Genomic DNA, 14111 nt, shown 5'->3' with positions numbered 1-14111 from the left:
TATTCCCTCGATATTTTATCTTAAACCGACTCTAAACACAGATAAAAACGAGGGTTATATCACATTGACCAATCAATATTGTTATACTATTACATTAGATTAACTAATCAAGTAAAACCGACTGAGTTTAAATATAAAAAAGCCGGAAGTATCACCTCCGGCTTCTATCTTTCGTATAACTACAAGAAATTACTCTTCGTCGTCGGTATCAGCTTGAGCTGCAGCATCAGAAGATGTAGATTGCACGTCGTCAGTATCACCAACCTCTTCCACTACAGTTTCTAATAGTTCTTCTTCTTCCACTTCTTCGATACGTTGTAGACCTACAACTTTTTCATCTTCTGAAGTACGAATCAGAGTAACACCTTGAGTATTACGGCCAACTTGGCTTACTTCCGATACTCGTGTACGAACAAGTGTACCTGCATTGGTGATCATCATAAACTCATCAGCTTCAAGCGCTTGGATTGCGCCAACCACTTGTCCATTACGCTCAGATACTTTAATCGAGACAACACCTTTAGTACCACGCCCCTTAGTTGGGTATTCCGTGATAACGGTACGTTTACCATAACCATTTTCCGTTACTGTCAGAACATCACCACCATCATTTGACGGTACAATCAATGACACAACTTGGTCGTTATCTGCAAGACGAATACCACGAACACCTGCTGCGGTGCGGCCCATTGCACGAACATGTTCTTCACTAAAGCGAACCACTTTACCCTCTTTCGAGAACAACATGATTTCATCTTCACCTGATGTGATATCAACTCCAATTAGAGCATCATCATCACGTAGGTTAACGGCAATCAAACCATTTGAACGAACATTAGCAAAACTTGCTAGAGACGTTTTCTTAACCGTACCGTCACCAGTTGCCATGAAGATGAACTTATCTTCAGAAAACTCGTCAACACGTAAGATAGCAGTGATGCGTTCGTCTTCTTCTAACGGTAAGATATTAACGATTGGTTTACCACGAGCATTGCGACTTGCAAACGGTAGTTGGTATGTCTTCAAGCGGTATGTCTTACCACGAGTTGAGAAACAAAGAATATTATCGTGAGTATTAGCGACTAGTAGGCGTTCAATGAAATCTTCATCTTTCATCTTAGTCGCGCTCTTTCCTTTACCACCACGGCGTTGAGCTTCGTAGTCACTTAATACTTGGTACTTAACGTAACCTTCGTGAGAAAGTGTCACAACAACATCTTCTTGAGCAATCAGCTCTTCCATATCAATATCATGGCTTGCTGCTGTGATTTCGGTACGACGAGCATCACCGAAACCTTCACGAACCGCTTCTAGTTCTTCGCGAATCACTTCCATCAAGCGTTCTGTGCTCGATAAAATATGAATTAATTCAGCAATTTCATCTAGAAGTGCTTTGTATTCATCTAGGATTTTTTCGTGCTCTAAACCAGTTAGACGGTGTAGACGTAATTCAAGAATTGCTTGTGCTTGCTGTTCAGTTAGGAAGTATTGACCATCGCGGATGCCATAGTTGTCTTCTAACCAATCAGGACGTGCGGCATCAGTACCAGCACGTTCAAGCATTGCAGCTACATTACCAAGATCCCAACCACGAGCCACTAAGCCCGCTTTCGCTTCTGCTGGTGTTGGTGCATTACGAATCAACTCAATGATTTCATCAATGTTGGAGAGAGCCAATGCAAGTGCTTCTAAGATATGTGCACGGTCACGAGCTTTACGTAGTTCAAAAATAGTACGGCGTGTGACTACTTCGCGACGGTGATCAACAAAGCACTTCAACATTTCTTTTAGGTTGAATAACTTCGGCTGGCCATTATCTAGCGCAACCATGTTAATACCGAAAGTCGTTTGTAGCTGAGTTTGTGCATATAGGTTATTAAGAACCACTTCACCTACTGCATCACGCTTACATTCAATAACAATACGCATACCGTCTTTATCTGACTCATCGCGCAATGCACTGATGCCTTCCACTTTTTTGTCTTTTACTAACTCAGCAATTTTTTCAATCACACGAGCTTTGTTAACTTGGTATGGAATTTCAGTTACAACAACCGTTTCACGGCCATTTTTATCGGTATCAATATGCGCTTTAGAACGCATGTAAACCTTACCACGACCAGTTTTATATGCGTCGATAATGCCTTTACGACCACTGATTAAAGCAGCTGTTGGGAAATCTGGCCCAGGAATGTGCTCCATCAATTCATCGATAGTTACATCTTCATTATCAATATAAGCCAAGCAACCATCTAACACTTCACCTAGGTTATGTGGTGGGATGTTAGTTGCCATACCTACTGCGATACCAGAAGAACCGTTCACAAGTAAGTTTGGAATTTTCGTTGGTAAAACGGCTGGGATTTTTTCTGTGCCGTCGTAGTTATCGACGTAATCTACCGTTTCTTTATCTAGGTCGGCTAATAACTCATGAGCCATTTTAGACATGCGAACTTCGGTGTAACGCATCGCCGCCGCAGAGTCACCATCGATAGAACCAAAGTTACCTTGGCCATCAACAAGCATGTAACGAAGTGAGAATGGTTGAGCCATACGTACGATCGTATCGTAAACCGCGCTATCACCATGTGGGTGATATTTACCGATTACGTCACCGACTACACGGGCTGATTTTTTATAAGGCTTATTCCAATCGTTACCCAGAACGTTCATTGCAAATAAAACACGGCGGTGAACCGGCTTCAAACCATCACGAACATCTGGAAGTGCACGACCAACGATGACTGACATCGCATAATCAAGATATGAACCTTTCAGTTCATCTTCAATATTTACTGGCGTAATTTGTTTAGCTAAATCGCTCATAGAGCCATTATCCCTCTATTCTTTTTGATCGCGTACTTCATTACAAATAGCGATACGCACAAGGTCTAAAAATATAACACAGAAATCATAAATCCGGCATCTATTTCATGGCAGTTTTAATCACTTGGTGGTTACTTCACGCTTTAACTGCAGAAAAATTGAGCTAGATTCAAATTTATGCTTTTTATCAATCACTTTAACTTTCTCAATTTCACAGTCAGGATTTCATTGCCCTTCTCTTTCCTGATATATTAATCACATCTTGATGACTTGAAGAATGACCAATATGACGACTAAACAAAACGTTGATCCTGCCGAAATCAAAAAATTTGAAGATATGGCTTCTCGTTGGTGGGATTTAAATGGTGAATTTAAACCATTGCACCAAATCAACCCACTTCGCTTAAACTTTGTACTTGATAGCGCACAAGGGCTATTTGATAAAAAAGTACTTGATGTCGGCTGTGGCGGAGGAATCCTCGCAGAAAGCATGGCGAAAGAAGGCGCGGATGTCACCGGTCTTGATATGGGTAAAGAACCTTTAGAAGTGGCGAGGTTACATGCACTAGAGTCTGGCGTGACGCTTAACTATATACAAAGCACGATCGAAGATCATGCAGATCAATGCTCGCAAACATACGATGTAGTCACTTGTATGGAAATGCTAGAACACGTTCCCGACCCTCTATCGGTTATCCAAGCGTGCGCACGATTAGTCAAACCAGGCGGCCATGTGTTCTTTTCGACATTAAATCGTAATCTAAAATCTTATCTGTTTGCCATTATAGGTGCCGAACAAGTGATGAAGATAGTACCGAAAGGCACTCACGATCATAGTAAGTTCATCCGACCTTCGGAGTTATTAAAAATGGTCGACTCTACATCGCTTCAAGAACAATCCATCACTGGTCTACATTACAACCCACTTACAGGTAGCTATGCATTAGGTAAAAACGTTGATGTGAATTATATTATTCACACGCAGAATAAGGCTTAATTTCACGCTCCTTATCACAAAAAACGCTGACCATAAATCAGCGTTTTCTTACATTTATTTCTTTATTAAATGTGCTTGATCATCCACAAATTCCACTGCTAATTTCGGAATCATTTTCTTTTAAAGATCAAGCGAAATATTTTTTCTCTTGGGTATTAAATCATCATATTGGATCTTCGGAAAATCCCTATTCAAGGAATACGTTAGCGCATAGGTTAGTGCCTACTTACAGAAATTTTTCTATCCAAATGTTATCCACAACTTGATAAAAATCCAAATCTTGAAAGTCATGTCTTTTCGCACTATCTTGTAACTCAGCTATAGGGGCAACCCAACATATAGTGTTTAACCTTCGAAGTAAGGTAGAGCGAGATCAGCATAAAAAGCTAGCCAATACCATAATAATTCAATGTTGCAGCTTAGAATTCATCTAGTTTAGGGAACGCATTTCGAATGAACGAACAATTGACAGTCACAAAACGTACTGGACAGAAAGAGTCGATCGATCTTGAAAAGATCCACAGAGTGATCACATGGGCAGCAGAAGGCCTGAACAATGTTTCTGTTTCGCAAGTAGCGCTAAAAGCCCATATCCAGTTTTACGATGGCATCACCACTTCTGATATTCATGAAACTATCATTAAATCGGCAGCCGACCTTATTTCAGAGCAAAGCCCTGACTATCAATACCTAGCTGCGCGTCTAGCGGTTTTCCACCTTCGTAAAAAAGCCTATGGTGAATTTGAGCCACCAAAATTATTCGATCATGTTTCAAAATTGGTTGATATGGGTAAATACGATAAGCATTTATTAGAAGATTATACTGCTGAAGAATTTTCAGTATTAGATAGCTTCATTGATCACAATCGTGACATGAACTTTTCATATGCTGCGGTAAAACAACTTGAAGGTAAATACTTTGTTCAAAACCGTGTAACAAAGGAAATTTACGAAAGCGCCCAGTTTTTATATATCCTTGTTGCGGCTTGTTTATTTGCCAAATATCCACAAGAAACTCGTTTAGAATACATAAAGCGTTTTTATGATGCGGTTTCAACCTTTAAGATTTCATTACCCACACCAATTATGGCTGGTGTTCGTACCCCTACTCGTCAATTTAGTTCATGTGTATTAATCGAATGCGGTGACAGCTTAGATTCAATCAATGCGACAGCAAGCTCTATTGTTCGTTACGTATCTCAACGTGCAGGTATCGGTATTAATGCTGGTCGTATTCGTGCACAGGGTTCTGAGATCCGCAACGGTGAAGCTTTCCACACAGGTTGTATTCCATTTTATAAATACTTCCAAACGGCGGTTAAATGTTGCTCTCAAGGTGGCGTTCGTGGTGGTGCTGCAACCGTGTTCTATCCTATTTGGCACCGTGAAGTCCAGTCTCTTTTAGTACTGAAAAATAACCGTGGTGTTGAAGAAAACCGTGTGCGTCACATGGATTACGGTGTACAGTTAAACAAGCTGATGTACGCTCGCTTAGTCAAAGGTGCAAACATCAGTTTGTTTTCTCCATCTGATGTACCTGGGTTATATGATGCATTCTTTGAAGACCAAGCTAAGTTTGAAGAACTTTACGTTAAGTATGAAGCTGATCAATCGATCAAACGTGAAACCATTAAAGCGGTTGAATTATTCTCACTATTAATGCAAGAGCGTGCTTCAACAGGCCGTATCTACATTCAAAATGTCGATCACTGTAATACTCACAGCCCATTTAACCCAAGTGTTGCGCCGGTTCGTCAATCTAACTTATGTTTAGAAATCGCGCTTCCGACCAAACCTCTAAGTAATGTTGATGATGAAGAAGGCGAAATTGCCCTATGTACTCTATCTGCATTTAACCTAGGTGAAATTAAATCACTGGATGACTTTGCTGAATTGTCGGATCTTGTTGTACGTGCGTTAGATGCCCTACTTGACTACCAAGACTACCCTCTTCCGGCCGCTCGTAAAGCAACCATGAACCGTCGTACTCTAGGTGTTGGTGTCATTAACTACGCTTACTACCTTGCGAAAAATGGCGTGAAATATTCAGATGGTAGTGCAAATGGCCTAACACACCGCACTTTTGAAGCAATCCAATACTACTTGCTGAAAGCCTCGGTTGAATTAGCCAAAGAGAAAGGTGCATGTCCATCATTCAATGAAACGACTTACGCAAAGGGCATTCTTCCAATCGACTCTTATAAGAAAGATTTAGATGCCATTTGTGATGAACCACTACACCTTGATTGGGAAGCGCTACGCAGCGAAATTACCACTCACGGTTTACGTAACTCTACCTTAACCGCGTTAATGCCATCTGAAACTTCTTCTCAGATTTCAAACGCAACCAATGGTATTGAACCACCACGTGGATTCGTTTCAGTGAAAGCATCAAAAGATGGGATCTTGAAGCAAGTCGTGCCAGAATACCAAACACTTAAAGATCAATACGAACTACTATGGCGTATCCCATCAAATGATGGTTACTTACACCTAGTCGGCATTATGCAGAAGTTCGTAGACCAATCTATCTCTGCCAACACTAACTACGACCCTAGCGCACAAGCTAATGGCAAAGTACCAATGAAGTTATTGTTGAAAGATCTGCTAACTGCATATAAATATGGCCTTAAGACACTTTACTACCATAACACTCGTGATGGTGCGAGCGACGCTCAAAATGATGTAGCAACAATTGTTGAAGATGATGATTGCGCTGGCGGCGGTTGTAAGATCTAATTAAACACTTGAAATAACGTAGCCTGCTCTGTTGCAGGCTGCTTTCATAATCACTACCCAAGAAATCGCTCAGTGACTACTCTCCAACATATCACTAGCGCATGGATGGTCACAGACCGTTCATTTAAGAGGTTAACATGGCTTATACAATTTTTAATCAGAAAAAAAATGACCAACTCAAAGAGCCGATGTTCTTTGGTCAATCAGTTAACGTTGCACGTTATGACCAACAAAAATTTGAGATTTTCGAAAAACTAATCGAAAAGCAATTATCGTTCTTTTGGCGTCCTGAAGAAGTTGACGTATCAAGCGACCGCATTGATTACAACAAGTTGCCTGATCATGAAAAACACATTTTTATCAGTAACTTAAAATATCAAACACTGCTTGATTCTATTCAAGGTCGTAGCCCAAATGTTGCTCTGCTGCCTCTTGTTTCCCTACCAGAATTAGAAACGTGGATTGAAACATGGTCATTCTCTGAAACCATTCACTCACGTTCTTATACACATATCATTCGTAATATTGTGAACGATCCTAGCGCAGTATTTGATGATATCGTTGAAAATGAATACATCGTAAAACGTGCTCGTGATATTGCCCATTACTATGATGAACTGATCCGTTTAACCAATGACTACCATCGCCACGGTGAAGGTATTCATGTTCTCAATGGCGAAACCGTTGAAATCAAACTTCATGATCTGAAAAAGCAACTTTACCTTTGCTTAATGTCGGTAAACGCACTAGAAGCGATCCGTTTCTACGTAAGCTTTGCATGTTCATTTGCTTTTGCAGAACGAGAGTTAATGGAAGGCAACGCAAAAATTATCAAACTGATTGCTCGTGATGAAGCGCTTCACTTAACCGGAACTCAGCACATGTTAAACATCTTACGCAATGGTCAAGATGACTTTAGCTTTATGCAAATTGCTGAAGAATGTAAGCAAGAGTGTTTTGATTTATTTAAACAAGCCGCTGAGCAAGAAAAAGAATGGGCAGAATACCTATTCAAGGATGGTTCTATGATTGGCTTAAATAAAGATATTTTATGTCAGTACGTTGAGTACATCACGAACATCCGTATGCAAGCGGTTGGCCTTGATGTTGCTTACCCTGAAGCCACCAGCAACCCGATCCCTTGGATCAATGCTTGGCTATCATCCGATAACGTACAAGTCGCCCCACAAGAAGCGGAAATCAGTTCATACTTAGTAGGTCAAATTGATAATGAAATTGGCTCTGATGACTTCGGAGATTTCGAACTGTAATGAAATCACTGCAAATCAATGGGATCACTCACTTGAATATCGACCCACAACAAACCCTGCTTGATGCGATGGAAAAAGCTGGTCTTGAGCCTGAATTTCAATGTCGTGATGGTCACTGTGGCGCTTGTAAATGTGAGTTAGAATCTGGTGAAGTGGAATACATTGGATTTGCTTTGGCTTTCACCCATCCTAAAGAAATTCTGCCTTGCATCTGTAAAGCAAAATCAGATGTTGTGCTCAAGAATGTTCGCTACCAATCAGTAAAGAAAAGAGCCTAACCTCATTCTTCACTTTACTCATATAAACAATTAATACTAATAAATAAACGGGCTTGTGATTAATTCGCAAGCCCGTTTTTATCTAATTGAAGCGAGTATAATTAAAAGTCGTAGCTGATACTTACTGTGGTATATATTTCATCATTGCTCTTATCTGAAGCAACATCAGTGTTATAAACATATTCTGCATCAAGTATTAAAGCAACATCACCCACTAAAATGTTCTTTAAATTCGCTCCTAGGGTATAAGTGGTATTCGATTCACCGTAATCGACTTCAGCATCACCACCAATAGATAAAGTATCGGTTATCTTGGTTTTGGCATTAAAGAAACCATTGGCAATAATGTCTTCATTCACTTGGCTTGGATGATCGACATCACTAGATTGACGCTTGCTATAACGGTAACCTGGGCCACCACCAATATTCACTTTTGTCGTTTCCGTATTGACTAACGCTCTTTCAATACCCGCGGTAACAGAATAAACATCACGATAAGTTTCAAACTGATCATGTTCATATTGATTATCAACAAACGCTTTATACTTGTCAGCAATTTGATAAGAAAGTTTATAACCTAAATCATACTTATTCGTGCCATCTTCATCTGAATCAGACGTTTTCGTATAGTAACTACTGCCTGAAAAGTCATGAGTCCATTTCGCTTTCTCATACTTCAACCAACCACCGGTATTGAGAGAGGTCGACGTTGTAGAAGCATTAGAATACAGAAAGCCAAGCTTTGCTCCACCGCTAAACTGCCCTTGTTCCATTGATATAGCATCATCCGAAGCAAGAGCTGAAGCAGAAGAAAATAGCAGCGCAAAAGAAGATAAATAAAGAGTTGATTTCATGCGAAGCACCTTTTGTTAAATATGCGGGCACAATATTTAAGATAGATGTCACATTTGTCATGTAAATGTCATGCAACTGAAAAATAAATCTCATTTGATTAATTTACAATCAAAAGTTAACCCTCAATAAAAGCCAAGCGTTCAAAATGGCTTAACGTTGCTAACATACTGGTTTGTTGCAAGTATCTTCTCACCATATCTAGCATCACGGTAGACAATAATATCTGTTGAGATTTCAGCGGGTAGTCTCGTGTCAATGAAACTTGCTGAGCAAAATGATATTCAGCAGAAATCAGAACTAACGCGATACTTTTATCTTCCATTTTGAAGCTACCAACCACAATATCCGATTGGGTATCCTGACGGTATTCATCAGAAATCAATAGTACATCTTGTAATTCTGATAATGGCTGTGCTTTATTATCAACCACACTTTGTACGAACTGCTCTTGAGCTTTTACATCAAGTGATAAGCTACGAGCGACTTCCCCACCGGTCACTTGTTCTAATGCCGAAATCTGAGTATGGCTTTGTTCTAGTAAATGACCAACCACAACAATTAAAGGTTGGTTGATTGAAAGCGTAAATTCGGCTAACTCGCCACTAATAATCTCAATCACTTGTTCGATATTCGAGTCTTGATAAGGACTGAATATTTTCACTTCAATAAACGGCATATAAGAACGATACCCTAAGCTAAACCCATCAGGTAATTTCACCGATTTCAAACGTTCAGCAATTCCCGACTCACCAAGACCAAAGGTATAAAGCTTATTACATTCCAGCCTTTCGACATTGGGAAAACGTTGCTTCAAACGCGGTAAAATTTCATCTTTTGCCATACGTTTGAATTCAAACGGCACACCAGGAGTAAAAAATACCACCGAATTATTAAGCTCGATACTAAAACCACAAGCCGTACCCACCGGGTTATTGATCATCTCAGCACCAACAGGCAGCATCGCTTGCTTATTATTACTTGCCGCCATTGACCGACCTAGTCGAGCAAAATACTGAGTCATAATCTCTAACCACTCTTGATTAAGCTCTAACTCCACGCCAAGTGCCTTTGCCGCAGCTAATGCGCTAAGATCGTCAGTTGTAGGGCCTAACCCCCCATTCACAATTACGACATCGCTTTTTAGGCTTAACGCCGTAATCTCGCTTGCTAATTCTTCTAACTGATCACCGACTGTACTGCGGTAATGAATCGCAAAGCCTTGTTCAAAAAATAATTCCGATAACCAAGACGCATTGGTATCAACAATATCACCATGCAAAACCTCTTCGCCCGTACTCAACATTGATACCTTAATCATCCTAATTCCTCTTATGTATTATTTTTCTCAAGCGGCATTGATTATCAATTCAAACACAACAGGGCACAATTTAGTAGCTTACATCAAATAAAAATAACGTCGCCCTACTTTATACCCAAATAGCTGTACTAAAATAAATCATATACATGTAAAGCTACTTGGTAGGAGGACATTATGGAAAACCATACCGTATTCATTGCCAACGTTTCAGGCCACGCCACCCCGCAAACACTACAGCACCTTGCTCACGTAACTCATGAACATAGCGGTAGTTGGATTATTAGTAAAATTAATTACCTCGATGATCAAATTGCAGGATTAATCAAAATTCAGTGCCCTGAATCAAGCCTAGAAATGATTCAAATGGCATTTGACGAAGCCTCAGGTTTACAAGTTCACTTTGTCCAATCACAAGAAAATAAACACGCAGAAGATGACGTGTATGAATTACGTTTTGATAGCCAAGAACAAGCAGGGATCATTCAAGAACTCACTCATATCTTAGAGCGAGAACGCGCTAATATTTTAAGTATTGATACTCAGCGCCTATTCCTCGCAGGTAAAAATGGCATCAGCGGCAACCTCTTTACATCACAATTCAGTATTACTATTCCAGAAAAAACGAATATTAAAGATGTGATTGCCGAGCTAGAAGCGATCACCCAAGGCACTCGAGTCATTGATGTGACATCTATATTGTCGAAATAAGAGTAAAAATTAGAATGGGTAAAACGGACTTCGCGACTCTCAACGAAGTCCTTTTTTATTAATGCCCTAGCGCTGAAAGATCAAACTCTAACTCACCAGAATCTAATACGGTTAACGTCACTTTATTTTTATCGGTACCCGTTAAATCAATATTGGTACAAGGACTAAACACGAACCAATCATATTGATAGGCAAGTGAATAACGTGCCTCTCCCAAGTGAATCACATCGATAATTTGAATACCATTATCATTAAGTGCTCTAGGGTCGATATAATCTAAATTTGGAATTAACTGGCGTTCAATTTTATCTTGGTTCTTTATCAGAAAATCTTTCAAGAGATTTGCCGTCACTTCACCGTGAGAATCAATAACACCAGAATAGATAATTTTCATGAAACGATATCCCTTTTTAATACAGGTAGCAGCACTCTAACGCCCTACCTTACAGAATGCAAAAAGCCGCGTGATTATTTAACCGACCACTGAGATAGTGAGCGTTTGAAGTCTTGATAATCGAATTCGTTCAGTTTTTGGAATTCGCCATTACTACGCTGGCAATAAATACTTGGCATTTTTAGACCATTAAACCAATTGAGTTTCACCATGGTATAACCTGCGCTATCGAGAATATGCAATCGCTGACCTATTTTTAATGGCTCATCAAATTTAGCGACACAAAATTGATCACCGGCAAGACATGAACATGAACCAATCACATATTCATGCGCACCATTTTCAGAAGCTTCACCAATTGATGCTGGTTCATTGTAGATCAACGTGTCTAAACGATGCGCTTCGGTCGCTGAATCGACAATCGCGGTCTTCATGCCGTTTTCAACGATATCAATAACAGTGACAACCAAATCAGCGGTTTTAGTAATAATCGCTTCACCTGGTTCAAGGTAAAGTTGAACGCCATGTTTTTTGCTAAATGATTTCAACGCTTGTGCCAGTTTTTCAACTTCATAACCTGGCCAGGTAAAGAATACACCACCGCCCAGACTTACCCAGTCAAGCTTATCAAGGTAGGCACCAAAACGTTGTGAAATGCTATCTAGTAATTCAATGAAGTCACCGGCTGACTTGTTTTCACAGTTCATATGAAACATGACGCCATCGAGTTCATCAAACAACTCACTGGTTAACTGGGCTTCTTGTACTCCTAAACGAGAGAACTGACGAGCGGGATCGGCTAAGTCTTGTCCTGCACGGCTCACACCCGGATTTAGGCGCACACCAATCGATGTTTTTCCTTCCACCAAATGACGATGCGCATTAAGCTGGCTTAAGGAATTGAAGATCATTTTGTCACAAATGCCAACCACTTGTTTTACATCATCTTCACTATAACCCACGCTATACGCATGATTTTCTTTACCAGAATTCTCACCACCAAAAGTTTCATGGCCAAGCATCACTTCGTAAGGCCCACTACTGGTTGTGCCATCAAGATACGGTTTGATGATGTCAAATACACCCCAAGTTGAAAAACACTTCAGCGCCAATACTAGCTTTACACCACTCAGCTCTTTTAAGCGCTTCGCAATTTCAAGGTTATGGATAAGTTTGTCTTCATTAATCATGAAGTAAGGGGTTGGAAGGTTGTTAGGCATAGGTAATTCCATAGAACGATTTTCGAGCACTGCGTTTCTCGTATCTAGAGCGCGATGCTTCTCGAAAAAGATATAAAACAGCCATAACGAATGCTATGGCTGTTGTTATTAATTGAGTCTGCTAGTTAGCTCGAGTAACGAAACATGAGCAACGAGATACGGCTTTACTTTAGAATATTAATCTTCGGCTGACCCGGTTCTAACTCTTGAACATGCCAATCAAGACCGATGCTTGGCATTGTTTCTAGGAAGCCATCAGGGTCAAGTTGTTCCATATTGAACACGCCTGCTTCATTCCAGCTGCCTTTAAAGTACTGTAGAGCAGCAGTAATGGCTGGTACACCGGTGGTGTAGGCAATCGCTTGATGTTCAACATCTTGGTACGCGACTTCATGATCGGCATTGTTGTAGATAAACACGCTGCGAGCTTTACCATCTTTTGTACCTTGTACCCAAGTACCAATACACGTTTTACCTGTGTAACCCGGTGCGAGTGATGTTGGGTCTGGCAATAACGCTTTCAATACTTTAAGTGGTTCAACTACCGTGCCATCTTGTAAGGTCACAGGATCTGGGCTTAATAGGCCGATATCTTTCATGCAGTTGAAGTAGTTTAAGTAAGTATCACCAAAGCCCATCCAGAATTCGATACGTTTTGCGGGAATGAATTCTTGCATTGAACGTACTTCATCATGCGCCATTGAGTACACTTTAAACTCACCACAATTTGGGAAATCGAATTCAAGCATACGAGTATGACATGGTACTTGTTTCCAACTACCCTCTTCCCAGTAGAAAGAATCGCCTTGAATTTCAAGCATATTGGTTTCAGGATCAAAGTTGGTGGCAAACTTCTTACCGTGGTCGCCGGCGTTAACATCCATTACATCAATGGTGTCAATTTCATCAAATAAGTGCTTAACAGCGTAAGCGGCAAACACACTCACTACGCCCGGATCAAAACCTGCCCCTAGAATACCTGTGATACCCGCTTCAGCGAATTTTTCACGGAACGCCCACTGTGGATCGTAAGCTTCTGGTACTTGCTGACCTTCACTGCATAAATCCACCGCTACTGAAGTATCTAGGTAAGACACTTTCGCTTGATAGCACGCTTCCATAATCGTCACGTTCACCCACGGAGGACCGGCATTAATGACTAGATCAGGTTTAACTTCATTAATGAGTGCTACTAAAGATGCCACATCATCGGCGTCTACAAATCGTGCTTCTAATTTCTTCGATGGGTCTTTAAGGTTGTTTTTACCTTTGATCGACTCGATGATTTTTTCACATTTCGCAATCGTACGAGACGCAAGCGTAATATCACCTAATACATCATTGTTTTGAGCCGCTTTATGAGCAACAACCCAACCAACACCACCTGCGCCAATTTGTAAAATAGACATCTTTAAGTCACCTTCCTTCTTAGGAGTTATAAAACTATTTGAAGTTAATGAAATCAACCCACCTCATACCTTGAGCACCACCAGCGTCAAACCATA

At 40.5% G+C, this 14111-nt stretch carries 11 protein-coding genes; 5 read left to right on the top strand and 6 right to left on the bottom strand.

Going from position 1 to position 14111, the window contains the following annotated elements; genetic code table 11:
• Positions 1-189: 189 nt before the first annotated feature.
• Complete coding sequence (gyrA, locus tag ACN0T8_RS01155; RefSeq protein ID WP_417878847.1) at positions 190-2826, bottom strand: DNA topoisomerase (ATP-hydrolyzing) subunit A; 2637 nt, start codon at positions 2824-2826, stop codon at positions 190-192.
• Between the two features lie 286 nt (positions 2827-3112).
• On the opposite strand from gyrA, the gene ubiG reads away from it, so the two are divergent.
• The 4 genes from ubiG to yfaE all read left to right on the top strand — a co-directional run bounded on the left by ubiG (position 3113) and on the right by yfaE (position 8111).
• Positions 3113-3823, top strand: coding sequence for a bifunctional 2-polyprenyl-6-hydroxyphenol methylase/3-demethylubiquinol 3-O-methyltransferase UbiG (gene ubiG / locus ACN0T8_RS01150; RefSeq protein ID WP_417878846.1), 711 nt, complete (start codon positions 3113-3115; stop codon positions 3821-3823).
• Positions 3824-4276: 453 nt separating this feature from the next.
• Positions 4277-6562 carry a class 1a ribonucleoside-diphosphate reductase subunit alpha gene (gene nrdA / locus ACN0T8_RS01145; protein ID WP_417878845.1) on the top strand — a complete coding sequence of 762 codons (2286 nt, stop codon included), beginning with the start codon at positions 4277-4279 and terminating at the stop codon, positions 6560-6562.
• A 137-nt stretch (positions 6563-6699) separates the two neighbouring features.
• On the top strand, positions 6700-7833 hold the full coding sequence (gene nrdB, locus ACN0T8_RS01140) for a class Ia ribonucleoside-diphosphate reductase subunit beta (RefSeq protein WP_417878844.1): 1134 nt from the start codon (positions 6700-6702) through the stop codon (positions 7831-7833).
• Positions 7833-8111, top strand: coding sequence for a class I ribonucleotide reductase maintenance protein YfaE (gene yfaE, locus ACN0T8_RS01135; RefSeq protein WP_417878843.1), 279 nt, complete (start codon positions 7833-7835; stop codon positions 8109-8111). The genes nrdB and yfaE overlap by 1 nt, the downstream gene beginning before the upstream one ends.
• Before the next feature lie 101 nt (positions 8112-8212).
• Here the strand turns inward: yfaE and ACN0T8_RS01130 are convergent, their stop codons facing one another.
• Positions 8213-8965 carry a DUF481 domain-containing protein gene (locus ACN0T8_RS01130; RefSeq protein WP_417878842.1) on the bottom strand — a complete coding sequence of 251 codons (753 nt, stop codon included), beginning with the start codon at positions 8963-8965 and terminating at the stop codon, positions 8213-8215.
• Positions 8966-9081: 116 nt separating this feature from the next.
• Positions 9082-10284, bottom strand: coding sequence for a CinA family nicotinamide mononucleotide deamidase-related protein (locus ACN0T8_RS01125; RefSeq protein ID WP_417878841.1), 1203 nt, complete (start codon positions 10282-10284; stop codon positions 9082-9084).
• A 174-nt stretch (positions 10285-10458) separates the two neighbouring features.
• Here ACN0T8_RS01125 and ACN0T8_RS01120 point away from each other — a divergent pair, with 174 nt between their 5' ends.
• On the top strand, positions 10459-10992 hold the full coding sequence (locus ACN0T8_RS01120; protein ID WP_417878840.1) for a glycine cleavage system protein R: 534 nt from the start codon (positions 10459-10461) through the stop codon (positions 10990-10992).
• A 58-nt stretch (positions 10993-11050) separates the two neighbouring features.
• Here ACN0T8_RS01120 and ACN0T8_RS01115 read toward each other — a convergent pair whose 3' ends face one another.
• From ACN0T8_RS01115 to ACN0T8_RS01105, 3 genes are all read right to left on the bottom strand, one after another.
• On the bottom strand, positions 11051-11386 hold the full coding sequence (locus tag ACN0T8_RS01115) for a hypothetical protein (RefSeq protein WP_417878839.1): 336 nt from the start codon (positions 11384-11386) through the stop codon (positions 11051-11053).
• Positions 11387-11460: 74 nt separating this feature from the next.
• Positions 11461-12606 (bottom strand): carboxynorspermidine decarboxylase, encoded by a 1146-nt coding sequence (gene nspC / locus ACN0T8_RS01110; protein ID WP_417878838.1) that lies wholly within the window; start codon positions 12604-12606, stop codon positions 11461-11463.
• 164 nt (positions 12607-12770) lie between these two features.
• A complete protein-coding gene (locus tag ACN0T8_RS01105; protein ID WP_417878837.1) occupies positions 12771-14015 on the bottom strand; it encodes a carboxynorspermidine synthase in 1245 nt (414 codons plus the stop codon).
• Positions 14016-14111 lie beyond the last annotated feature (96 nt).

This window comes from Vibrio sp. (assembly GCF_048266485.1).
Taxonomy (GTDB): domain Bacteria; phylum Pseudomonadota; class Gammaproteobacteria; order Enterobacterales; family Vibrionaceae; genus Vibrio.
This window is presented reverse-complemented; position numbering and strand designations above follow the sequence as displayed.